Raw genomic sequence first — 22,754 nt, forward strand, 5'->3', positions numbered from 1 at the left:
GGCCGATGATGTCGTCCGATGCTCTGATACCGGATTCGGCCGCACGTCAGGTCGTACCCCAACTATCTACGACGTTCGCGGTGCCACCGCCGACGAAGTCGGCATAACTTACTCGGCGGTGCCGATAACGGATGGCTCGACATCAATGAGGAGGACGACGTGGCAGACGAATCAGGTGGGCTGACCGTCGAACACCCGCTCGCTCGTGCGCTGGCGGCGCACGCGCCCACGGGGTGGACGCGGGTGAACGCGGCGTTCGCGGTCACGGTGGCGGGCGAGATCGCCCAGCTCGTGTATGCCGTCGGCGAGCAGGCGATGTCGGTGGACCCGCCGGAGTCGGCGCTTGCCCTCGCTCGGGAGCATCGTGCGATCGCGGCCGGCTCTGGTGCGGAACCGTGGTGGCGGATGGTGATGGCGATGACCAGCTCCGGCGAGATCGATGTCGCCTACGACTACGGCGACGAGCCCTTCCCGGACGGTCAGCTGTTCGTGCCGGAGGCATATCGCGCCGACCTCGAGGCGTATCCGCGCGGAAAGCTGCCGGTGTGGCTGGCCGCGTATATCGGGCATGGCGACCGGCAGCGGCGTACTCCGCAGCAAGCCGCCGCGCAGGCTCGTAAGGATCGGGCCGAGCAGGTGTGGGCGGTGCTGGCGGAGAACGAGTTCCCGCCGTTCCCGCAGATGTGGGCGCGATGGACGACGATCGCCGCGGCCTTCGTGGCCGCGAAGTCGGAATGGGGGCCGCGGATGCTGCCCTGGGTCGGGGTGTTCGAAGGCACCGCACGCGGCGGGTCGACCTTGCACGCGCTTCCGGCGGGGCGGGCCGTGCTCTCGGGTGGCGTGTGGAACGCACCCACCTTGGACGCTGTCTACAACGCGGGCGCACCGATGCCGGAGCTGTACGGCGGTGCGCCGGACTGGGTCGCCGACCCGGTGTTGAATCCGCGGGCGGCCTCGGGGCTGCTGTCGTTCTGTTACTGGTGGGAGGCAGGGCGCTGGTACCGCGGGCAGTCGCCGCCCGCCCAGGAGTGCGCGCCCGCGGTGCCGGGCGTGTGGACGCGCGAGACGGCGATCAAGATCGTAGCGGGAACCCTTTCCGACCGCCTGGGCCAGGACGCGGCCGAGGCGATCGGAGCTTTGTTGTCCGCCGCAGAGGCGGGGAAAGTAACGCGGGCGGCACTGGTCGCGGTCTTCGGTGATGACGGCCGTTTCGACATCGACGGCGCGCTCTATCAGTTCTCGGTGGCGGGGCTGATGTCCACGGCGCCGGAGCCGATGCCCGCCGAGCAGGCGATCAGCCGGGTGCGGGACTACATCACCGGACGGCAGCTGGACACCACCGGTTACCCGCTGTCGAAGCTGACCGCCGACCGCTTCCGCTTCGGCTGGAAGGTGTACGTGCCCGTGCCCGAGAACGCGCCGGCAGCCGAACGAGCCGTCTTCTACATCATCGACGACGGCGAGTTCGCGCCGTCGTCGTCAGCGGTGGATCAGGCGAGAGTCATCGCGGCGTTGGAACAGCGCTTTGTCGACCGCCACGGTCCGCAGAACTGAACGGACACCTTGCTGAAAGTTCGCTGTTATACCTTTCAACGTCCGATGCTGCTGAAAATGTGTGTTGCTGTATCGCCGCAGCCAGAGATGCGCGAGACTCGGGTGACCGCCGCCGCCACTCACGGCCCGGCACTCGAGGAGGAGGTCGATCATGTCGCTGGAGGCCAACAAGGCGCTGATCCGCCGGTTCTATCACGAGATCGACGCGGGAAACATCGAAGCGATGGACGAGCTGGTCGCCGAGAACTACCTCGATCATTCGCCTCCTCCGTTCCCCGGCATCGGTCCGGGCCGCGAGGGCCTGAAGCAGACGTTCCGCATGTTCTGGGACGCCACTCCCGGGCGGCACGAGATCGAGGATCAGCTCGCCGAAGGCGACCGGGTCGTCACCCGCCTCACCGCCTACGGTCGCCACACCGGAGACCTGCCGGGAATCCCGGCGACGGGTCACGATCTGAGGATGACCGGAACCGCGATCCACCGGATCGAAAACGGCAAGATCGCCGAGAAGTGGTCCGACAAGGACGTGCTCGGGTTCTTACAGCAATTGGGCGTACTCCCGGCCGTGGAAGGGGCGTAACAGGTCCCCTGCCGCCGACGAGGAGCTCCATCGGCAACCGCGGACTTGAACCGTCGTATCACCCCAACAGCGCGTGAACTGGGGTTTCATCGGGTTTCACCGGGATTGGTCGGGGCAAGAATAGCCCGTTTCGTGGACGGGGTCCACACACGTTGCAGGCGCTACGCCGAGACGCCGGAGGGGCGAATCATTGCCGCAGTGAGCAATTTTCGCGCGGCCTCGGCGTAGACGGCTCGTTCGGTGAGCGCAGCGAACGCCTTGTCGTAGTAGGACAGCTCCCGGGGCTGTGTGATGGTCAACTGTGCCGTCGCGGTTTCGACGTGCACCCGTCGGCGGTCGTACATGACGAAGTTGGTGACCGTGTACAGGAACTCGGCCGATTTCGGCACCACGCCGAGCACCACGCGCGTCAAGCCCATGAGGTCGAGCAGGTGCTCGAGTTGCTCGATCCGCACGGCTTCGTCGCCGACGCCGGTGTACAGCGCGGCCTCGCCGATCAGGAAATGGAACTGATGCACGCCCTCGCGTAGCACGCGCTGCCGCTGCATTCGCGCCTCGACTGCTTCGGCGAGATCGTCGGTGCCTCCGACGAAGTCGATGCAGCGGCGCAGGATAGCCTCGGCGTAGGCGCGCGTCTGTAGTAGCCCAGTGGGAATCAGCGGGTCGAACCCGCGGATAAGGCGTGTTACCCCCTCGAGCTCGATGCTCTGCCGTTGGCGGCGGGCGTGCCCACCGGCAACTACACGCTTCCATTCGAGGTATGCGGCGTTCACGTTGCGCACCGTGGCGACGAGATCCGGCAGTGCAAGCTCGGCATTGGTGAGTTGGCACCAGTCGACGAGATCCTGCTCGGTCGGGACCTGGCGGCCGTGCTCGATCTTGGAAACCTTGCTGGCTTGCCACCCCGCGAGATCGGCCAGCCGGGCACCGGAGAGGCGCGCCTCCTTGCGAAGTTCGCGGAGACGCGCCCCCAGGGCCTGTTTGGCCTGTTCTACTCCGGTCACTGCTGGTACTGCTGGTGCGGCGTCGCTGCCGCCCATACCCGATCGCGCAGTTCGCAGGCGTAGCCGACGATCACGGGGTCTGTGGTTGCGGCGACACCGGACCACCACTCGTTCTCGTCGAACACGCTGTAGGCAACGAGATCGTCGTCGATCAGCCAATAGTCATCTGCTGCCGCGTCCGCTGGTATCGCGTCCTGGCGTGGCAGCCAGCGGACCTCTTCGCCCGCCGCAATGTTGTGTGGGGTGAGTGCGAGCAGGTATCGCGTGTATGCGCCATGCGGTGTGGTGACGATTCGGGCGCGCTCGACCGCGACGCCTCGCTCGGTGGTCGCCGACACTAGTACCGCCCACGGTTCGAACCAGGGCCCGCCGGGGTCGATCGTCTCGTTGGCGAGGAACTCCGACATGGCACTGTGCTCAGACGAGGACAAGTACTCGTCGCGTGTCTCCAAGTGGAACGCGCGATGTTTCGCGCCCGCGAACAGCTCCGCGAGCCCATCACGCTGGTACAGCCGCATCCGGCATCACCTCTCGTCCGATCTCCACCTCGACGGCGGCCTCGTGCGCGGGGATCTTCATGATTTCCAACGCTTCTACATCGGTGACCAGTTTGCCGGTCACGAGGAACGTGCCCCGGTTGGTGTCCGTCAACCCTGTGAGACATGTTCCCTCGGCGGTGAACATGAGCAGCCGGTGCGGGATTTCGATCTGCTCGTCGCGGTCGGTTTTCCAGCCCTGGACGACGTACGTACCGCGGTCGCTGGTCCACACACGCGGTGAACCGCCATCGCCGGAACCGCCGCCGTTCAGTGTTACCTGCATATCGCAACCTGGAGGATATCCATGAGATACAACGCGATTCGGGCAGTCGTCACGGTCGTCGCTGTCAGCGCCGCATTGCTCGGCGGGCAGACGCTCACCACCACGCCGGTCGCGCAGGCGGCTGGCGGTGCCTGCGGGTTCGCCTTCAACAAGGAGCCTTACCTGCTGCACAACGCCGTCGTCGTCGGCGGCACGGTGAAATGCGATTCCGCCCCGATCGAGTTCCACCTCACGTTGCAGCTGTGGTACCGGTCGAGCCACAGCAATCCCACGCCGAAGGGGGAGCCAGCCGTTGTTAAGGACATCCCTAACCCCATTCGCCACGTCGCCGCAATGGCGTTGGACTGCCTGCCCGGCGTGTGGCAGGGCAAGATCGTCATGCGGGCTGCCTGGGACACCGGGACTGATGAGGTCTGCAAGGAGACCACGCCCATCATCATCCCGTGCTAGGTTGACCCCGATGAAGGTGGCTTACATCAGTAGCGGCCCTGCCACATGGTCGACCCGGTGGTTCCGGCTGCGCTTCTACCTTTACTACCGGTTTCGGGATGTCTCCCGGGAGCCCGGTTACACCAGGAAACTCCAGTGGAATTCTCGCCGCGAATACGGCGGTTGGGTCATCCGTCCATCCATCGGGTGGCGTCGGGTCCGCTGGATAACCCCGCCGCTGCACTACACGCGCGCCATTCCCGCTGACGACATGCATGCCGTCGGCAGTTGGATGCTGGCGAAGCTGGAGAAGTAGACCGGTAAATCTGATACAGCGGCCCCACCCGATCCCCTTCCGGGTGGGGCCGCTCCACGTCCGGGCTCGGGCTGCGGCCGCCTCCAAATCGAGGATCGGGCGCATTCTGTAGCGCAGATCGATACGCCAACGACGCACTCGACGACAACCGCGTCCTGCGCGCCGATGAGGGGACTTCATGAAAGGATGCGGGGGTGTAGTCCCCATTGGGCATGGGTCCTTGCACTCAGGCCGAATCCCTTCAGATTCCGTGTGGACCGCTGTGTGGACGCAGAAGGGGCATAACCCGTGGGTTATGCCCCTGATCTGCGTCGATATTGTGGGCGAAGGGGGACTTGAACCCCCACGTCCCGAAGGACACTGGCACCTGAAGCCAGCGCGTCTGCCATTCCGCCACTCGCCCGAGCGACTGGGAGACAGTATCACGGCCGCGCTCCGGATACGAAATCGCCATTTCAGAGGCCTGACCGGAGGGCTGGACAGACCTGGGAACCTCGGGCCGTCGCCGAGAGTTACAGGTGTGGACGATCGTGGATATCATGCAATGAACGTGGTCGATTGACGACACGCCATACTCGCGTGTCGTTGTTACGAATCAGGAAGAGACGCTCACCGAAGGGAGGCCGAGATGGGCATCGTTTCGCGATTCGAGCGTCGCCTGCAAGGCGCCGTCGGTGACGTGTTCGCCAGAGCATTCGGCGGCAGTGTCGTACCCCAGGAGGTGGAGGCGGCGCTGCAACGCGAGGCCGCCGACCATGTCCAGGAACTGGGCGGCGGGCATCTGCTGGCACCCAACAGCTATGTGATCACGATCAACTCCTCCGATCACCAACAGCTGGCTGCCGACCACGACCTCACCACCCGCGCGTTCGCCAAACACCTCCAGGACTACATCCGCGACCAAGGCTGGCAGACCTACGGCGAAGTACACGTGGCGTTCGAGGCATCACCTACGCTGCACACCGGACAGTTCAGGGCGAGTGGCCGCGTCGATCCCGACGTCGGACACAGAGCCAGCGCGGCTCGCGGCCCCGAATCACCGCCACAACGACCTGCAAACCCGCAACCAGGAGCTGGCCCCATGACGCAGAACTCAGGCTACGACCCGAGCCGTGAGCCCGCGGAGTCCGATCCACGCAACCGCGGGTACGCCCCACCACCTGCCGGTCGCGGCGGTCCGCAGAACGGCGCGTACCGCGACGACTACGGCCGCGGCGGCGCGTACGGGGCGGATTACCAGGCCCCGGACGCGCAGCAGGGTTACGGCGACTACCAGAACGGCTACGACTACCAGCAGGGTGGCCAGGGCTACGGCCAGCAGGGCTACGGCGAAGCGGGCTACGGCCAGCAGGGCGGCTACGCCGACCGGGGTTACGGTCAGCCGGGCTACGGCGAACCCGGTTATGGTCAGCCGGGCTACGGCGAGCCGGGTTACGGTCAGCCAGGCTACGGCGAACCGGGCTACGGCCAGCAAGGTTACGGCGAACCGGGCTACGGCCAGCAGGGCTACGCCGAACCCGGCTACGGGCAGCCGGGCTACGGACAGCCCGGCTATGGTCAGTCCGGATACACAGATCCGAGCTACGGCGACCAGGGCTACGCCGATCAAGGTGGCTACGCTCAGGAAGACCAGGGCGGCTACGGTCAGGCATACTCGCAGCAACCAGGCTACGGCGCTCCGCAGGGGTACGCGGGCGCACCGGGCTACGGCGCCGCGCCGCAGGCCGGTTCCGGCTACTCGGCGACCCTCCAGCTGGACGACGGCAGCGGCCGGACTTACCAGCTGCGGGAAGGCAGCAACATCATCGGCCGCGGCCAGGACGCGCACTTCCGCCTGCCCGACACGGGCGTCTCGCGCAGGCACATCGAGGTGCGCTGGGACGGGCAGACCGCGATGTTGTCCGATCTGGGCTCCACCAACGGCACCCTGGTGAACGGCTCTCCCGTGCAGGATTGGCAGCTCGCCGACGGCGATGTCATCCGTGCCGGGCACTCCGAGATCCTGATCCGTATCGTCTGATCCCGTAAGCTCGCGGTGCAGGTCACGACATGGCTCTCGAGGGATTCGTCGGTCGTATCGTGATCGAAGTCGACCGACGGCCCTATGATGCTGCCAACACACGCGCGGCGCCGACACCGGGGCCGGCAAGACCAGCAGGCTGGTGGGGGTGGTCGAACCGCACCTACGGCACCGACGTACACGGTCGAACAGGAGGTGGAGCGCCGTGCAGGGACTGATCCTGCAACTGACCCGTGCGGGGTTCCTTCTGCTGTTGTGGTTGTTCGTGTGGGCTGTGCTGCGCACATTGCGCAGCGACATCTACGCGGCATCCGGCATTCGGATTCAGCCCAGGGCCGCTCGCGGTTCCGCGGTGCTGCCTTCCTTCAGCCGGGGCCAGAAGGGCGCCAAATTTCTTGTGGTGACTCAGGGTTCACTCGCCGGCACCCGCATCTCGCTCGGCACCCAACCGGTGCTGATCGGGCGTGCGGACGATTCCACGCTGGTACTCACCGATGATTACGCCTCGACCAGGCATGCGCGATTGTCTCCGCGTGGTGACGACTGGTACGTGGAGGACCTCGGCTCGACGAACGGCACCTACCTCGATCGCGCGAAAGTCACCACCGCCGTCCGCGTTCCGCTCGGCACGCCGGTCCGTGTCGGCAAGACAGTGATCGAGCTGCGATCGTGACACTCGTTCTCCGCTACGCAGCGCGCAGCGACCGCGGTCTCGTCCGAGGCAACAACGAAGACTCCGTGTACGCGGGCGCCCGCCTGCTGGCACTCGCCGACGGCATGGGTGGCCATGCCGCGGGAGAAGTCGCCTCGCAGTTGATGATCGCCGCGCTCGCCCACCTCGACGACGACGAGCCCGGCGACGATCTGCTCGGCAAGCTCGACGCGGCGACCCGGGAAGGCAACGCCGCCATCGCCGATCAGGTCGAGGAGGAGCCCGAGCTCGACGGCATGGGCACCACGCTCACCGCAATCCTGTTCGCGGGCAAGAAACTCGGGCTCGTGCACATCGGCGACTCGCGCGCCTACCTGTTGCGCGGCGGCGAGCTGACTCAGATCACCCGGGACGACACGTTCGTCCAGTCGCTGGTCGACGAGGGCAGAATCACACCGGAGCAAGCACACACGCATCCGCAGCGTTCGCTGATCATGCGAGCTCTCACCGGCAACGAGATCGAGCCTACGCTGATCATGCGCGAGTCGCGCGCCGGTGACCGCTACCTGCTGTGCTCCGACGGTCTCTCCGATGTGGTCAGCGACGAGACCATCGCGAACACGATGCGTGAGGGCACCACCGACGAGTGCGCCGACCGTCTCATCGAGCTGGCGTTGCGCAGCGGCGGTCCCGACAACGTGACCGTCGTCGTGGCCGACGTCATCGATCTGGACTACGGGCAGAGCCACCCGATCGTGGCGGGCGCCGCGTCCGGCGTCGACGAGGACTCGCCTCCGCCCAACACGGCCGCGGGCCGGGCGTCGGCGTTGCGTCCGCCGCGCGCCGCGCCGCGCCGGGCCGCCGCCGCCCCCGAACCGCCCGCGAAGAAGTCGCACCGGCTGCGCTGGATCGTGCTCGCACTCGCGCTCGTCGTCGCCGTCTGCGTGGGGCTCGTGGTCGGTTACAAGATGATTCGCAGCAACTACTACGTCGGCGCCGACGACGGCTCGGTGGTGATCCTGCGCGGGCTGCCCGGTTCGATCCTCGGTTACTCGATCCACGACGTGAATCTGGTCGGCTGCGTCACCCGCAACGGTGAACTCACCCTGACCGAGCCCGGCGCGGATGTGCCGTCCTCGTGCAAGCCGTTGAAGGTCAGCGATCTGAAGCAGACCGGACGCGATCAGGTGGACAAGGGGTTGCCGCCGGGTTCGCTGGACAAGGCCAGAGACTCGATGACCTATCTCGCCCAGCGCGAGCTGCTGCCGCCGTGCCCGGTCAAGGAGACGGCACCGCAGCCGGGCATCGTCCCGCCCGCCGAGCCCGCACCTCCCGCGCCCAACGGCGCGCCGCCCGCCCCGGCAACCGGTGCACCCGCGCCGGCCCCGGCGCCGGAACCGGGTGACGCCAGAGGCTCCGAGATCAAGACGCCGACGAAGTCGGAGGCTCCTGCCGCGCCGTCGAGCGCATCGCCGAACCCCCAGACCACGGGGGAGAACTGCCGGGTGACGGACTGATGTCCGCGCCGGCACCGCCGTCGGCTGGAGCTTTTCCCAGTCCCCCGGGCGGCTTCGCTCCCGCGCCACCGCCGAGCACCAGACGAAATGTCGAGCTGTTGCTCCTCGCGGCGGCGGCGGTGATCACCACCGTGTCCCTGTTCCTGGTCGAGGCCAGTCAGGAACAGTCGATCACCTGGGACATCGCCAAGTACGGGCTGGCCTATCTGGCGTTGTTCGCCATCGCGCACTTGGCCGTGCGGCGGTTCGCTCCGTTCGCCGATCCGCTGCTGCTGCCGATCGTCGCGTTGCTCAACGGGCTCGGTCTCGTGCTGATCCATCGGCTCGATCTGGCCGATCAGCAGACTGCCGCGTACAACTCGTGGGCGATCCCCTCGCCCGACGCCACGCAGCAGATCCTGTGGACCGCGCTGGGCACGCTCGTGTTCATCACGCTGCTGATCGCCCTGCGCGACTACCGCACCCTGGCCCGCTACAGCTACACGCTCGGCCTGATCGGTCTCGTCGCGCTGACCATCCCGGCACTGCTGCCCAGCAAGTTCTCCGAGACCAACGGCGCGAAAATTTGGATCCGGCTGCCCGGCTTCAGCGTCCAGCCGGGTGAGTTCGCCAAGATCCTGCTGATCATCTTCTTCGCGTCGGTGCTGGTCGCCAAGCGTGAGCTGTTCACCGCCGCCGGTCGCCACGTGCTCGGCATGGAGTTCCCCCGTGGCCGCGACCTCGGCCCGATCCTGGCGGTCTGGATCGTCTGCATCGGCGTGCTGGTGTTCGAGAAGGATCTCGGTACCTCACTGCTGATCTTCAGCACGGTGCTCGTGATGCTCTACATCGCCACCGAACGGGTCGGCTGGCTGGTCATCGGCGGCGGACTGCTGGCCCTCGGATTCGTTTTCGCCTACCAGTTGTTCGGCCATGTGCGGGTCCGGGTGGAAACCTGGCTGCACCCGTTCGACGACTACAACAACACCGGCTATCAGATCTCCCAGTCACTGTTCGGCCTGGCCACCGGCGGTCTCGCCGGGACCGGTCTGGGCAGCGGCAGGCCCAACCAGGTGCCTTTCGCCAAGACCGACTTCATCATCACCACCATCGGTGAGGAACTCGGGCTGATCGGGCTCACCGCGGTGCTGGTGCTGTTCCTGGTTTTCGTGGTGCGCGGGTTGCGCACCGCCCTCGCGGTGCGCGACAGCTTCGGCAAGCTGCTCGCGGCCGGCCTGTCGTTCACCATCGCGATCCAGCTGTTCGTTGTCGTCGGGGGTGTGACCAAGCTGATTCCGCTGACCGGCCTCACCACACCCTTCATGTCCTACGGCGGCTCTTCGCTGTTGGCCAACTACGCGTTGCTGGCATTGCTGATCAAGATCTCCGACGCCGCCCGCGCACCCGCCCCGGTGCGGAAGAAGGAGCCGGCACCACTCGCCGACGCGCAGACGGAACTGCTGCGCCGCGACGCGGGACGACCCGAGGCGGGGCCCCTGACATGAACACACCACTACGCCGAGTCGCGGTCGCGGTGATGGTGATGGTCGTCGCGCTGCTGGCCAACGCCACCTACGTTCAGGTGATCAAGGCCGACGACCTGCGCTCCGATCCACGCAACTCCCGGGTGCTGCTGGACGAGTACGCCCGCCAGCGCGGGCAGATCTCGGCGGGCGGCACCGTGCTGGCCAGCTCGGTCGCGACCGACGACCGCTACAAGTACCTGCGCGCATACCCGACCGAGCCGGAGGCCTACGCACCTGTCACCGGTTTCTACTCGATGCAGTACGGCAGCACCGGATTGGAACGGTCCGAGGACTCGGTACTCAACGGCTCCGACAACCAACTGTTCGGCAGCCGCCTCGTCGACCTGATCTCCGGACGTGATCCGCGGGGCGGCAACGTGCTCACCACGATCGACCCGGCGATGCAACAGGTCGCCTACGACCAGTTGACCAGCAAGGGCTACACCGGCTCGGTGGTGGCGATCGAGCCGAGTACCGGCAAGATCCTCACCATGGTGTCTACGCCGAGCTACGACCCGAATCTGCTGTCGGGGCACGACGGCGCACGCGGCACCCAGGCGTGGGAAACCCTGAGTGCGGATCCGCGCCATCCCATGTTGAATCGCGCTATCTCCCAGACCTACCCGCCCGGGTCCACGTTCAAGGTCGTGGTCACCGCCGCCGCGCTGGCCAACGGCGTCGCGACTCCCGAGGACCAGTTCACCGCCGCGCCGAATATCACGCTGCCCGGCACCAGCACCACACTGGAGAACTACAACGGCTCCACGTGTGGTCCCGACCCGACCGCTTCGCTGTTCGAGGCGTTCCGGCGCTCCTGCAACACCGCGTTCGCCGAACTCGGCGTCAAGGTGGGCGCCGCGAAACTCAAGGACGAAGCGGCCGCGTTCGGTATCGGACCGCACCCCGGGATTCCGATGCCGGTGGCGGAGAGCACCGTCGGCACGATTCCCGATGACGCGGCGCTGGCGCAGAGCAGCATCGGGCAGCGCGACGTGGCGTTGACGCCGTTGCAGAACGCGGTCGTCGCCGCGACTATCGCCAACGGCGGCGTCCGGATGGAGCCATATCTGGTCGATCAGTTGCAGCGCCCGGATCTGAGTGAACTGTCCAAGACCAAGCCGGTCTCGGTCGGCCAAGCCGTCAGCGCAGAGGTAGCGTCGAACCTGACCAACCTGATGATCGCGTCGGAGAGCAACACCGCCGGAGGTGGCCGGACCCCTTATCAGATCGCGTCCAAGACCGGCACCGCGGAGCACGGGTCCAACCCGCGCAACACGCCGCCGCACGCTTGGTACATCGCGTTCGCTCCCGCCCAGAACCCGAAGATCGCCATCGCGGTGATCGTGGAGAACGGTGGGGACCGGGCGCTTGCCGCGACCGGTGGTTCGGTGGCCGCGCCGGTGGCTCGCGCGGTCTTGGACGCCGGTCTTCGAGGGGGCTGAACGATATGGATGTGCGAGTGAAGGTACGGGGACCTCGATGCTGAACAACGGTGCGATGATCGCCGACCGGTACCGGCTGCAGCGACTGATCGCGACCGGCGGCATGGGCCAAGTCTGGGAAGCGCTGGACACGCGGCTGGACCGCCGGGTCGCGGTCAAGGTGCTGAAGTCGGAGTTCTCGGCCGACCCGACGTTCCGGCATCGATTTCGCACCGAGGCGAAGACCACCGCCCAGCTGAATCATTCCGGTATCGCGGGGATCTACGACTACGGCGAGACCATCGATCCGCAGGGCAGCGAGATCGCCTATCTGGTTATGGAGTTCGTCCAGGGCGAGCCGCTGAACACCGTGCTCAACCGGCTCGGCAGATTGTCGGTGGCCCAGGGCCTGGACTTGCTCGAGCAGACCGGGCGAGCGCTGGAGGTGGCGCATCGCGCGGGCGTCGTGCACCGCGACGTGAAACCGGGCAACATCCTGGTCACCCCCACCGGCCAGGTAAAGATCACCGACTTCGGTATCGCCAAGGCGGTGGATGCCTCCCCAGTCACCAAGACCGGCATGGTGATGGGCACCGCCCAGTACATCGCGCCGGAACAGGCGGTCGGCGAGGACGCCACCGCAGCCAGCGATGTCTACTCGCTCGCCGTGGTCGGTTACGAGGTGCTGGCCGGACAGCGGCCGTTCACCGGCGAGGGGGCGCTCACCGTCGCGATGAAACATGTTCGCGAGACTCCGCCTCCGATGCCTGCCGACCTTCCCGGCAACGTTCGCGAACTGATCGAGATCACGATGGAGAAGGACCCCACCCGCCGATACGCCAGCGGTGGCGAGTTCGCCGACGCGGCCGCCGCGGTGCGCGCGGGCCGGCGTCCGCCTCCGCCGAGTGGAGCCCACCCCGCCGCGCCGTTGACCGGCGCCACGCGGGTGCTCCCACCGGGCCCGACCGCCGTGATCCCCTCCGCGTCAGCCGACTTCGACGGTGCGACGGTGCGCTACTCGACGCCCGCGGCCGGCTCGGTGGACGCGGCGAATCGCGCGGGTACAGTCGCAGCTCCGGCCACCATGCTCAGCCGTGGCGCGGCGGGCAATCCACCGCCCGGCGACGACAAACGCTTCACCCCCACACAGAAATGGCTGGCCGGGCTCGGCATCGGCGCCGTACTGCTCGGTGCCCTCACGGTCTTCCTGCTGTTCGGTGGGGACACCAACCCGGGATCGACGCCCTCGCCGACCACGGCGATCGTGCCGAACCCGAAGCCCGCCCCGCCGGTTGCCAGCACCACCACACCCAAGCCCGCACCTCCTCCGGTGGTGACCGAAGCCCCGGAACCGACCACCATCGAGCCGACGACCACGACCCCGGAGCCGACGACGACCACCCCGCCGCCCACCACCACGGCACCGAGCACGACGAAGCCGACCACAACCGCGCCCTCGGCCACCACCACCCGGCCGCGCGTCCCCACCATCGAAATACCATTCCCGGAGATTCCCGGCGCCCGAGGTCCCTCGGCTACCCGCAGCGGATTCGCCACTCCTTCGCAAGGACAGCCATGACGACCCCGAAGAATCTCTCGTCTCGCTACGAGCTTGGCGAGATCATCGGGTTCGGCGGTATGTCCGAGGTGCACAAGGCGCGCGATGTCCGGCTGAGCCGGGACGTGGCGATCAAGGTGTTGCGGGCGGACCTGGCTCGCGACCCCACGTTCTACCTTCGGTTCAAGCGCGAAGCGCAGAACGCCGCAGCGCTCAACCACCCCGCCATCGTCGCGGTCTACGACACCGGCGAGGCCGAGATCGACGGTGGTCCACTGCCGTACATCGTGATGGAGTACGTGGACGGCGATACGCTGCGCGACATCGTGCGCGGCAAAGGGCCGATGCCGCCGCGCCGCGCGATGGAGATCATCGCGGATGTCTGCGCCGCATTGGATTTCAGCCACAAGGCCGGAATCGTGCACCGCGACATGAAGCCCGCGAACATCATGATCAACCGCTCGGGCGCGGTGAAGGTGATGGACTTCGGCATCGCGCGTGCGATCGCCGACAGCTCCAACCCGATGACGCAGACCGCGGCGGTGATCGGCACCGCGCAGTACCTCTCGCCGGAACAGGCCCGCGGCGAAACCGTGGACGCCCGCTCGGACGTCTACTCCGTCGGTTGTGTGCTGTTCGAGATCCTCACCGGCGAGCCGCCTTTCACGGGCGACTCGCCGGTCGCCGTCGCCTACCAACACGTCCGGGAAGATCCGCGGCTGCCTTCGCACGTACATCCCGGGGTACCGCGCGAGCTGGACTCGGTCGTGCTCAAGGCGATGAGCAAGAACCCGGCCAACCGGTATCAGACCGCCGCCGAGATGCGCGCCGACCTGATCCGGGTGCTCGGCGGCCAGAAGCCCAGCGCACCGATGGTGATGACCGACGAGGACCGCACCACCATCATGGGCGCGGACGAGCCCCCGCCGCGCAGCTACCGCACCGTCGAGCGCGACGACGACACCGCCGAGCAGGATCCGGCCGAACCGAACGGCCAGCGTCGGCCTGCCTATATCGCCCTCGGGGCCGTCGCGGCCGTCGCCGTGGTGTTCGCGCTGTTCTGGGTGCTGCTCGGGCCGGGAAGCCGACCGGATCAGGTCGCCGTTCCCGACCTGTCCAACAAAACCTCGCAGCAGGCTCAGGAGGCTTTGCAGAAGCTCGGCTTCACGGTGGCGATACAGCAGAAGCCCGACAGCAAGGTCGCCACAGGCAACGTGATCGCGACACAGCCGCTCGGCGGCTCGCGGATCGATGAGGGAAGCACCGTCACAGTCCAGGTATCCACCGGGCCCGCGCAGGTACAGGTGCCGAAGCTCACCGGTCTCACCCAGCAGCAGGCCGAGCAGGAGTTGAACTCCAAGGGCCTGCGGATGAACCCGAACGTCGAGCGCATACCGTCGAGCACCGCCGAGAAGGATCAGGTGATCGAGCAGAATCCGTCACCGGGTTCGAAGGTCGACGTCGACTGGGAGGTCGTCGTCACGATCGGCACCGGCCCCGAGGCGGTCCGCGTCCCGTACGTCGTCGGCCAGTCGATCGATGTGGCGCAACCGAACATCGAGGGCAACGGATTCAAGGTCGTCGTCCAAGAGGTGCAGTCTTCGAAACCCAAAGGCGAAGTGGTCGCTTCCAGTCCGGCGGGCGGCAGCAACGCGGAGAAGGGCTCCACGGTCACCGTCCAGGTGTCCGCGGGTGATCTCAAGATGCCGTCGCTGCTCGGTCTCACCGTCTCGCAGGCCGTGGAGAAGCTGCGCGCCGAAGGCTGGACCGGTAGCACCAGTCAGATCAGCCAGTCTCCGCAGGGCACCTTCGACGCGGGCAATGTCGGCCGCATCCTCAGCCAGCAACCGTCGGCGGGCAGTTCGATCCAGAAGAACAGTGCCATCCTGGTCGGCGTGGGGGTGCTGGGGCCGCCGTGACCGGCCGCGGTCGCCGGTATCGAGAAAACGAGACCACCCGGTGTGAATTGCGGGAGAATGATGCTGCTCCATCCCAATCAGCGCAGCTGAGCACGAGGAGGTAGCTCATGACCACTGCCAAGGACATCATGAAACCCGGCGTTCAGTGGATCCAGAAGGACACGACCATCGAGCAGGCCGCACGCACCATGGCCGAACTCGATGTCGGGTCCTTGATCATCTCGGACGAGAACGAGCGGATGTGCGGCATCGTCACCGACCGCGACATCGTCGTGAAGTGCATCGCCCAGGGCAAGTCGCCATCGGCCTGCAGGGTGTCTGAACTGTGCGAAGCGACGCCACGGTGGGTCGACGCCAACGCCGACATCGAGGTCGTTCTCGATGAGATGGAAAGCAACCGGGTCAAGCGCATGCCGGTGATCGAGAACAAACGGCTGGTCGGCATGATCAGTGAGGCGGACCTGGCCAGGCACCTGGACGACAACCAGCTCGGCGAGTTCGTGACCGCCGTATACGGGCGTCCTTAGCTTTCGGACCGGCGCAGGGGGCGGTTCAGCGAAACTGCCTCCTCGCGTCACTCCCGTCGCCGCTTTCGGTCGGCGTGACTGCCTCGTCGGCGCCTGGTCGAGGCGCTGCGAGCTGATGCCGACCACGGGCGGCCGCGCGTCGGCGCTTGCTCCAGCACGCGATATTCGGCGTGCGACTCCAGCGTCAGGCTTGGTCGGTTTTCGGCAGATATCGCAGCACGGCGACATCACCGACCTGGGTCACGCCCGCGAGTCGCATCCTGCGGTACGGCGCCCCCGGGAAGTCGGCCGGGCCGAGAAAGCGTGGCGCCGCGGCGTCGCCCACCAGGATGGGAGCGACCGCCAGGTGGAGTTCGTCGGCCAGATCGGCGGCGAGGAACGCGGTGTGGATGCGGGTGCCGCCCTCCACCATGAGGCGATCGACGCCGCGTCCGCCTAAATCGTCCAGCAGTGCGCCGAAATCGAGTTCGCGACCGAGATCCACGATCTGGGCCAGTCCGGTCAGCCGAGCGGCGAGTTCCGGCGCGCCTGCCGTCGTGGTGTACACGAGCTTGTCGCCGCCGTGGTGCCAGAACCGCAGCTCAGGATCCAAGTCACCGCCGGCCGAGACCGTCACCTTCAGTGGATACTCCGGTTTACCCGCCGCGACGCGGGCCGCCCTGCGTTCGGCGCTGTCGACGAGCAAGCGCGGATTGTCGCTGCGCAAGGTCTGCGCGCCGACCAGGATCGCGTCCGATTCCGCGCGGACCTGATCCACGCGATCGAAGTCCGCCGCGTCGGACAAGCGCAGCCGCTCGGGGCTCGCGTCATCGATGTACCCGTCGATGCTCACCGCGACCGACAGCAGCACGTGCGGACGGGTCACTGCAGCACCAGCGCGGCGACCTCCGCCTCCAGCCTCCGCACCAAACCTTCGGCGGGACGCTTCCCGCACACGCCGAGCCAGTTCGCCAGCATCCGGTGCCCACCCTGGGTCAGCACCGATTCCGGATGGAACTGCACGCCGTGAATGGGCAACGTGTGATGTCGCATGGCCATCACGATCCCGCTCTCGGTGCGTCCGAGCACCTCGACCTCCTCCGGCAGGGTGTCCTCGACCACGGTGAGCGAGTGGTACCGCGTGGCGGTGAACGGGTCGGGCAGACCGGCCAGCACGCCGGCGCCGATGTGGAAGACCTCGCTCGTCTTCCCGTGCAGCAACTCCGGAGCCCTGGTGACGGTGGCGCCGAACGCCTCGCCGATCGCTTGATGGCCGAGACACACGCCGAGCAGCGGAACAGCCTGTTCGGTGCACGCGCGCACCAACGGGATGCTCGCGCCCGCACGGTCGGGAGTACCGGGACCGGGGCTGATCAGGATGCCGTCGAAGTCGCGCACGACCGCGTCTACGTCGGCCAGGTTCGGATCGTCGTTACGCCAGACGACGGCATCGACACCCAGTTGACCGAGGTACTGCACCAGGTTGAAGACGAAGCTGTCGTAATTGTCGACGACCAGAACACGCATGGCATCGAGATTACGTCCCTGCCCGGCGCGGCGTCGCATCCATTACCTGTTGGGATAGCCTAGAGACCACGACCTGCACGCCGAATACGAGGACGTCATGCCCAAGTCGAAGGTCCGTAAGAAGACCGACTATACGATCAACCCTGCCAGCCGGACCCCGGTGAAGGTGAAGGCTGGGCCGTCTCCGGTCTGGTATGTCGCCATCATGCTCGGGTTCATGCTCGCCGGTCTGGTGTGGCTGCTCGTCTACTACTTGGCGGCCGAGCAGATCAGCTGGATGAACGACCTCAACGCATGGAACTTCCTGATCGGTTTCGGCCTGATGGTGGTCGGCCTGATCATGACGATGCGCTGGCGCTGAGCTCCGCCGCGTCAAGACGGATTACAGACACGGATTACAGACGTGTCATTCATGCACACCTGTGGATGAGCCTGTGGACAACTCGAGGAGCGATTGAGGAGTGCTGTGAGTCCGGAGCCCCCGGTCCCCGGCCCGCGGGACCGCGATGAACCGAGCCTGGCCTGGACCACGCCCACAGCCGCGCTCGTCGCGGTCACGGTGGGCGGCATCGTCCTGGCCGTTGCCGCGGTCGTGACCACCGACGCGCCCAGTCGTCTGCTCGTGGGACTGGCAGCCATCGGACTCCTCGCCTTGGCCGGACTCGGATTCCGGCAACGCCCTCGCCTCTCCGTCGTGTCCGGGGCACACCCTCGCTTGGTAGTCCGCACACTGACGGGACCGGACGAGTACGTCCCCGATCAGATCATTCGCGCGCGGGTGGTGAGCTACCGGCGATTGGGGCGCAAGATGCCGATGCTGGAGATCGACGTCGAGCGCGACGGCTCGGATCGACTGCTGATCTTCGGCCGCTGGGATCTGGGCGCCAACCCGGAGTTCGTGTACCGCGACTTGGTCGAAGCGCTACGGCTCACCGAGAACAAGGCCCGCTGACTCCGCGTCCGGGACCTCGAGCAATCCGAGGCGGCCGGACGCCGAATGTTTCACGTGAAGCGAATCCCGCTGTCAGGCAGCCAAAGCGAGGGCGCTCACAGTCACCGTCGCCAGGGCCGCGATCGCGACGACCGCTACCGCCACCCAGCCGATCGCCCGCGCCGTCTCAGGCGTCTTCACTCGCAACCAACCGGGCAGGAACAGGATGCCGAGCGTCGCGAGTGTCCCCGCGGCCAGACCACCGAGATGCCCCCACAGCGAGATTCCGGGCAGCGACAGACTGATGAAGACGTTGATGCCGATGATGATGAGCATCTGATTCGGGTTCTGCCGCAGCCGGATCAGGATGACCGTGATCGCGCCGAACATGCCGTACACCGCGCCGGACGCACCGGCCGTGAGACTGTTCTGCGCGAACAACATCACCCCGGCGGACCCGCCGAGCAGCGAGACCAGATACACGGCGAGATAGCGGAGCCGGCCGAGCACCAGTTCGGCGTCCCGGCCCACGACGTACAGGGCGAACATGTTCAGCAGCAGATGGATCGGCCCGTAGTGCAGAAAGCCGGAACCGAGCACTCGCCACCATTCGCCCTCCGCGACCGCGGGCGCGTACAGCACCCAGTCCAAGAACAGAGCAGAGCCACGCTGGTTGTCCATCAGGCTCTTCGCCTGGGCCGCGGTGATCGCGTAGACCACTACATTCAACGCGATCAGCGCGTAGGTCACGTACGGCGCGGCCGTGCGAGCAGCCGCCGCGCCGGAAACGGTGCGCACCGGCGCGACGCTGCGCTGATCCGAACGCAGGCAGTCGACACAGTGCTGGCCGACGGCCGCCGGACGCAGGCACTCGGCACAAGACGGCCGCCCGCACCGCGTGCAGGCCAGGCCGGTCGGACGATTCGGGTGGCGGACGCAGGAAGGTGCGGGCGGCTGGGGATTCATGAGCTCATTCGATCGTGATCTTGGTGATGACTACGGGTTCGATGGGCCGGTCGTTGCGATCGGTCCTGGCGGTCGCGATCGCGTCGACGACCTTGCGGGAGTCCGGATCCACGACTTCGCCGAAGATCGTGTGCTTGCGGTTGAGGTGCGGCTGCGGGCCGACCGTGATGAAGAATTGCGAGCCGTTGGTACCAGGGCCCGCGTTGGCCATCGCCAACAGGTAGCCGCGGTCGAACCGCAACTCCGGGTGGAACTCGTCGCCGAATTCGTAGCCCGGGCCGCCGCGACCGGTACCGGTGGGATCGCCACCCTGGATCATGAAGCCCGCCATCACACGATGGAACAGGGCGCCGTCATAGAACGGGCCGGTGTTGCCTCCGCTGGCGTTCGCGGTGGTGTACGGCGCCGAACCGTCGGCGAGAGTTAGAAAATTGCGGACCGTCTTGGGCGCGTGGTTACCGAAAAGCGCGAGCTTGATATCGCCGTGATTCGTGTGCAGCGTTGCCACGGATGTCTGATTCGGTGAGGTCACGCCGCCCATCGTGCCACGGTCGGAGCCGAGACCGCCGAACTGGGCCGCACCACGCTGTGAGCTGGGCCTCCTGCGCGAATCGCCGGGCTGTGCATAGAGTGGTCCAATGACCTCGGGGCGCCTGCATGTCTCTTCGCGTTCACGTAACCGGCTCATCGTCGCGGCCGCCGTCGCGCTGGCGGGCGGCGTGGCCTATCTGGTCCGCGCCCGGCGGCCGCAGCAGCCGGAACCCGCCCCCGCGCCGCCGCGCATCGGATACTCCCGCAACGGCTCCGCGCCGACCCACGTCGCGGGAGCCGGCGCGGAACACGATCGCTGACACGGGCTCGCAGGTCAGCGACTGCAGGTCAGCGACTGACCGTCTTCTTGTACTGACGCAGGGCCAGCGGCACGAACACCACCAGGATCACCACCACCCAGACCAGGGACGTGATGACCGGGTGCTGCAACGACCAAGCGTCCGGCGTCGGTGCCAGGGGGCTGGTGTTGCCGAACAGGTCACGAGTCGCCTGAGTGAGTGCCGACACCGGGTTCCATTCCGCGATCACCCGCAGTACGGTGGGCAGCTTCTCGCTCGGGACGAAGGTGTTGGCGATGAAGGTGAGCGGAAAGATCACCATGAAGCTGGCGTTGTTGAACACCTCGGGCGCCCGCACCAGCAGTCCGACCACGGCCATGATCCAGGACACCGCGTAGGCGAACAGCAGCAGCAGGATGTAAGCCAGCACCGCGTCAAGGAACGAACCGCGTATCCGCCAGCCGACAGCCAGGCCGGTCAGCGACATGACCGTCAGGCTGACCACGTTGATCACCATGTCGCTGATCGTGCGGCCGACCAGCACCGCCGACGTTGCCATCGGCAGGGAGCGGAATCGGTCGATGATGCCCTTCTGCATGTCCTCGGCCAGGCCCGCACCGGTGAAGGTCGCGCCGAACACCACGGTCTGCGCGAAGATGCCCGCGATGAGGAACTCGCGATAGCCGCCGGAGAGCCCGGGCACGTCGATGGCCGCGCCGAAGACGTAGGCGAACAGCAGCACGAACATGATCGGCGAGAGCGTGGAGAAGATCAGGACGTCGGGTACCCGCTTGATCTTGATGACGTTGCGTTTCGCGATGGTCACACTGTCGCTGACCACTATGGATAGCCGCTCGCCCAACGAGGGCCTGGTCAGGGCAGGGGCCGTCGCGGTCATCGGGTCGTTCCTTCCGTAGCTTCCAGCTTGCCGATCTTCTTGTCGCCGTCGGCGGCCCGCGCCGCTTCATGGCCGGTGAGGGTGAGGAAGACGTCATCCAGCGACGGGCGCCGCAGACCGACATCGTGAATCTGCACGCTGTGCTCGGCCAGCCGCCCGACCGCCTCCACCAGAGCCTGCGATCCGTCGGCGACCGGGACGATGATCCTGCGCAATCCGGGCTCGAGATGGATCTCGCCGTCGGCCAGGCTCTTCAGCGCGGCCTCGGCCGTCGCGAGGTTTTCCACACGATCGACGGTCAGCTCGATGCGGTCGCCGCCGACCATGGTCTTCAGTTCGTCCGCGGTGCCTTTGGCGATCACCTTGCCGTGATCGATCACCGCGATGGAGTCGGCGAGCCGGTCCGCCTCTTCCATGTACTGCGTGGTGAGCAGCAACGTGGTCCCACCGGCGACCAGTTCCTCGATGACGTCCCAAAGGTCCAGGCGCGCACGGGGATCGAGACCGGTGGTCGGCTCGTCGAGAAACAGGACGGGGGGATTCGCGACCAGTGCGCCGGCCAGGTCGAGGCGGCGGCGCATACCGCCGGAGTATCCTTTGACCGGCCGGTCGGCGGCGTCGGTGAGCCGGAATCGTTCGAGCAATTCGCGCGCACGTTCCTTACTCCGCTGCACGCCCATGTGATAGAGACGTCCCACCATTTCCAAATTCTCGAATCCGGTGAGGTATTCGTCGACCGCGGCGTACTGGCCCGACGCCCCGATGCGGGAGCGCAGCGCCTGTGGATCGCGCAGCACGTCGATGCCCGCGACCGTCGCGCGCCCGGCATCCGGCACCAACAGGGTGGTGAGCACACGTACGGCGGTGGTCTTACCTGCGCCGTTGGGACCGAGCAGTGCGGTGACGGTCCCCTCCGGGACGTTCAAGTCGAGTCCATCGAGGGCCACCAGCTGGCCGTATCGTTTGACCAGACCCTCGGCGACTATTGCGTCGGGCATGATTCTCCTGAGATCTATGAGTTCGATGTGGTTGCCTGCGACGGCCGGGATTCCCGGGCGCCGATCAATTCGCCGGTCGGATGACCGGCCGATACCCGAGTCAGTATTGTCCCGCCGACCGACAGATTCACCCGATTTGTTTCGAATGGCCGGGCAATGATCCAGCGACGCCCCAGCGCGAGAAGGCCGCATTCCGATCCAGTCGGTGCTCGGGGGTACCGGATCGGAATGCGACCTGCTCGATGGTCCCGCGCGGTCGGGCATCGAAGCGCGCGTAGCGGACTACCCGAATCGTGGAAGACCGGTACTCGGACAGCGAACGCCGGAACGCGGACCGTACCGTCGAGTGGGTATGGGCCGGACGGGTTGTCGAGTCGGTGGACACGAACACATGTTCGCATCGGGGTACGACAAGTTCGGGCGGCACGCGCAATCCGGCGACACGCGGACCGACCGGTTCCGACGTGATCGACACCCCGTAAAGCCCCCTCGATTCGTCGCGTGGCGATTGGTCGGCATGCTCTGCGGCACCTGACGCCGCGGCAGGTCATGTCGCCAGCGAAGCACCGAACCACTTGTCGTCCAAGGATTTTGGCAAACACCCGGCCAACGGTCAGGAACGGCACGGAGAGACGATCGGCCGGCGACAGTGACTGTCGAACTCCCCGGAGGTAAGCCAACCCGAAAAATCTCGAGAACGTGGACGTCCTCGCGCACACACAATCGCGGATCATCGAGTAGCATCGTTCAAGTCGGCCCCTCCCCCCCGGGCCGACCCTACGCGGGCCTCGGCTAACTCCC

At 66.7% G+C, this 22,754-nt stretch carries 24 protein-coding genes and 1 tRNA gene; 15 read left to right on the forward strand and 10 right to left on the reverse strand.

Annotated features, from left to right (window positions below; translation table 11 throughout):
* Positions 1-159: 159 nt before the first annotated feature.
* Both GVY39_RS08975 and GVY39_RS08980 read left to right on the forward strand, forming a co-directional pair.
* Entirely contained in the window at positions 160-1,554 is a 1,395-nt protein-coding gene (locus tag GVY39_RS08975; protein ID WP_159922279.1) for a hypothetical protein, read from the forward strand.
* A 151-nt stretch (positions 1,555-1,705) separates the two neighbouring features.
* On the forward strand, positions 1,706-2,134 hold the full coding sequence (locus GVY39_RS08980; RefSeq protein WP_159922277.1) for an ester cyclase: 429 nt from the start codon (positions 1,706-1,708) through the stop codon (positions 2,132-2,134).
* Positions 2,135-2,295: 161 nt separating this feature from the next.
* On the opposite strand, the gene GVY39_RS08985 is transcribed toward GVY39_RS08980, so the two are convergent.
* From GVY39_RS08985 to GVY39_RS08995, 3 genes are read right to left on the reverse strand one after another with little or no spacing between them, the layout of a single operon-like run.
* A complete protein-coding gene (locus tag GVY39_RS08985; protein ID WP_240679456.1) occupies positions 2,296-3,174 on the reverse strand; it encodes a helix-turn-helix transcriptional regulator in 879 nt (292 codons plus the stop codon).
* A complete protein-coding gene (locus GVY39_RS08990; RefSeq protein ID WP_159922274.1) occupies positions 3,135-3,656 on the reverse strand; it encodes a DUF6879 family protein in 522 nt (173 codons plus the stop codon). The genes GVY39_RS08985 and GVY39_RS08990 overlap by 40 nt, the downstream gene beginning before the upstream one ends.
* The gene (locus GVY39_RS08995; RefSeq protein WP_159922272.1) at positions 3,637-3,960 is read right to left on the reverse strand and encodes a hypothetical protein; all 324 of its coding nucleotides are present in this window, start codon (positions 3,958-3,960) and stop codon (positions 3,637-3,639) included. The genes GVY39_RS08990 and GVY39_RS08995 overlap by 20 nt, the downstream gene beginning before the upstream one ends.
* A gap of 21 nt (positions 3,961-3,981) precedes the next feature.
* Here GVY39_RS08995 and GVY39_RS09000 point away from each other — a divergent pair, with 21 nt between their 5' ends.
* Complete coding sequence (locus GVY39_RS09000; RefSeq protein ID WP_159922270.1) at positions 3,982-4,410, forward strand: hypothetical protein; 429 nt, start codon at positions 3,982-3,984, stop codon at positions 4,408-4,410.
* 10 nt (positions 4,411-4,420) lie between these two features.
* Entirely contained in the window at positions 4,421-4,705 is a 285-nt protein-coding gene (locus GVY39_RS09005) for a hypothetical protein (RefSeq protein WP_159922268.1), read from the forward strand.
* 320 nt (positions 4,706-5,025) lie between these two features.
* Here the strand turns inward: GVY39_RS09005 and GVY39_RS09010 are convergent.
* Positions 5,026-5,108 (reverse strand) — tRNA-Leu (locus GVY39_RS09010).
* 225 nt (positions 5,109-5,333) lie between these two features.
* On the opposite strand from GVY39_RS09010, the gene GVY39_RS09015 reads away from it, so the two are divergent.
* From GVY39_RS09015 to GVY39_RS09050, 8 genes are all read left to right on the forward strand, one after another.
* Complete coding sequence (locus GVY39_RS09015; RefSeq protein ID WP_159922266.1) at positions 5,334-6,725, forward strand: DUF3662 and FHA domain-containing protein; 1,392 nt, start codon at positions 5,334-5,336, stop codon at positions 6,723-6,725.
* 205 nt (positions 6,726-6,930) lie between these two features.
* A complete protein-coding gene (locus GVY39_RS09020) occupies positions 6,931-7,398 on the forward strand; it encodes an FHA domain-containing protein (RefSeq protein WP_014980860.1) in 468 nt (155 codons plus the stop codon).
* Positions 7,395-8,894 carry a PP2C family serine/threonine-protein phosphatase gene (locus GVY39_RS09025; protein ID WP_159922264.1) on the forward strand — a complete coding sequence of 500 codons (1,500 nt, stop codon included), beginning with the start codon at positions 7,395-7,397 and terminating at the stop codon, positions 8,892-8,894. The genes GVY39_RS09020 and GVY39_RS09025 overlap by 4 nt, the downstream gene beginning before the upstream one ends.
* Positions 8,894-10,378: an FtsW/RodA/SpoVE family cell cycle protein gene (locus GVY39_RS09030; protein WP_159922262.1), complete on the forward strand. Its 1,485-nt coding sequence runs from the start codon at positions 8,894-8,896 to the stop codon at positions 10,376-10,378. The genes GVY39_RS09025 and GVY39_RS09030 overlap by 1 nt, the downstream gene beginning before the upstream one ends.
* The gene (locus tag GVY39_RS09035) at positions 10,375-11,841 is read left to right on the forward strand and encodes a penicillin-binding protein 2 (protein ID WP_159922260.1); all 1,467 of its coding nucleotides are present in this window, start codon (positions 10,375-10,377) and stop codon (positions 11,839-11,841) included. Before GVY39_RS09030 ends, GVY39_RS09035 begins: the two co-directional genes overlap by 4 nt.
* Before the next feature lie 37 nt (positions 11,842-11,878).
* Positions 11,879-13,399, forward strand: coding sequence for a protein kinase (locus GVY39_RS09040; RefSeq protein WP_159922258.1), 1,521 nt, complete (start codon positions 11,879-11,881; stop codon positions 13,397-13,399).
* Positions 13,396-15,297: a Stk1 family PASTA domain-containing Ser/Thr kinase gene (pknB, locus tag GVY39_RS09045; RefSeq protein ID WP_159922256.1), complete on the forward strand. Its 1,902-nt coding sequence runs from the start codon at positions 13,396-13,398 to the stop codon at positions 15,295-15,297. Before GVY39_RS09040 ends, pknB begins: the two co-directional genes overlap by 4 nt.
* Before the next feature lie 107 nt (positions 15,298-15,404).
* Positions 15,405-15,824 (forward strand): CBS domain-containing protein, encoded by a 420-nt coding sequence (locus GVY39_RS09050; RefSeq protein ID WP_159922254.1) that lies wholly within the window; start codon positions 15,405-15,407, stop codon positions 15,822-15,824.
* Positions 15,825-16,008: 184 nt separating this feature from the next.
* Here the strand turns inward: GVY39_RS09050 and GVY39_RS09055 are convergent, their stop codons facing one another.
* Both GVY39_RS09055 and GVY39_RS09060 read right to left on the reverse strand, forming a co-directional pair.
* Positions 16,009-16,689: a dihydrofolate reductase family protein gene (locus tag GVY39_RS09055; RefSeq protein WP_159922252.1), complete on the reverse strand. Its 681-nt coding sequence runs from the start codon at positions 16,687-16,689 to the stop codon at positions 16,009-16,011.
* Positions 16,686-17,330 (reverse strand): aminodeoxychorismate/anthranilate synthase component II, encoded by a 645-nt coding sequence (locus GVY39_RS09060; protein ID WP_159922250.1) that lies wholly within the window; start codon positions 17,328-17,330, stop codon positions 16,686-16,688. Before GVY39_RS09060 ends, GVY39_RS09055 begins: the two co-directional genes overlap by 4 nt.
* Before the next feature lie 97 nt (positions 17,331-17,427).
* Here GVY39_RS09060 and crgA point away from each other — a divergent pair, with 97 nt between their 5' ends.
* Both crgA and GVY39_RS09070 read left to right on the forward strand, forming a co-directional pair.
* Complete coding sequence (gene crgA / locus GVY39_RS09065; protein WP_040871406.1) at positions 17,428-17,691, forward strand: cell division protein CrgA; 264 nt, start codon at positions 17,428-17,430, stop codon at positions 17,689-17,691.
* A 105-nt stretch (positions 17,692-17,796) separates the two neighbouring features.
* Positions 17,797-18,282: a PH domain-containing protein gene (locus tag GVY39_RS09070; RefSeq protein ID WP_159922248.1), complete on the forward strand. Its 486-nt coding sequence runs from the start codon at positions 17,797-17,799 to the stop codon at positions 18,280-18,282.
* 72 nt (positions 18,283-18,354) lie between these two features.
* On the opposite strand, the gene GVY39_RS09075 is transcribed toward GVY39_RS09070, so the two are convergent.
* Together GVY39_RS09075 and GVY39_RS09080 are read right to left on the reverse strand one after the other, a co-directional pair.
* Complete coding sequence (locus GVY39_RS09075) at positions 18,355-19,227, reverse strand: rhomboid family intramembrane serine protease (protein WP_159922246.1); 873 nt, start codon at positions 19,225-19,227, stop codon at positions 18,355-18,357.
* Positions 19,228-19,231: 4 nt separating this feature from the next.
* On the reverse strand, positions 19,232-19,759 hold the full coding sequence (locus tag GVY39_RS09080; RefSeq protein WP_304654079.1) for a peptidylprolyl isomerase: 528 nt from the start codon (positions 19,757-19,759) through the stop codon (positions 19,232-19,234).
* A 106-nt stretch (positions 19,760-19,865) separates the two neighbouring features.
* On the opposite strand from GVY39_RS09080, the gene GVY39_RS09085 reads away from it, so the two are divergent.
* A complete protein-coding gene (locus tag GVY39_RS09085; RefSeq protein WP_159922242.1) occupies positions 19,866-20,078 on the forward strand; it encodes a hypothetical protein in 213 nt (70 codons plus the stop codon).
* A gap of 28 nt (positions 20,079-20,106) precedes the next feature.
* On the opposite strand, the gene GVY39_RS09090 is transcribed toward GVY39_RS09085, so the two are convergent.
* Together GVY39_RS09090 and GVY39_RS09095 are read right to left on the reverse strand one after the other, a co-directional pair.
* The gene (locus tag GVY39_RS09090; protein WP_159922240.1) at positions 20,107-20,955 is read right to left on the reverse strand and encodes an ABC transporter permease; all 849 of its coding nucleotides are present in this window, start codon (positions 20,953-20,955) and stop codon (positions 20,107-20,109) included.
* Positions 20,952-21,953: an ATP-binding cassette domain-containing protein gene (locus tag GVY39_RS09095; protein ID WP_159922238.1), complete on the reverse strand. Its 1,002-nt coding sequence runs from the start codon at positions 21,951-21,953 to the stop codon at positions 20,952-20,954. The genes GVY39_RS09090 and GVY39_RS09095 overlap by 4 nt, the downstream gene beginning before the upstream one ends.
* Positions 21,954-22,754: the final 801 nt, after the last annotated feature.

The organism is Nocardia sp. CY15, from assembly GCF_009829295.1.
Lineage (GTDB): Bacteria > Actinomycetota > Actinomycetes > Mycobacteriales > Mycobacteriaceae > Nocardia > Nocardia sputi.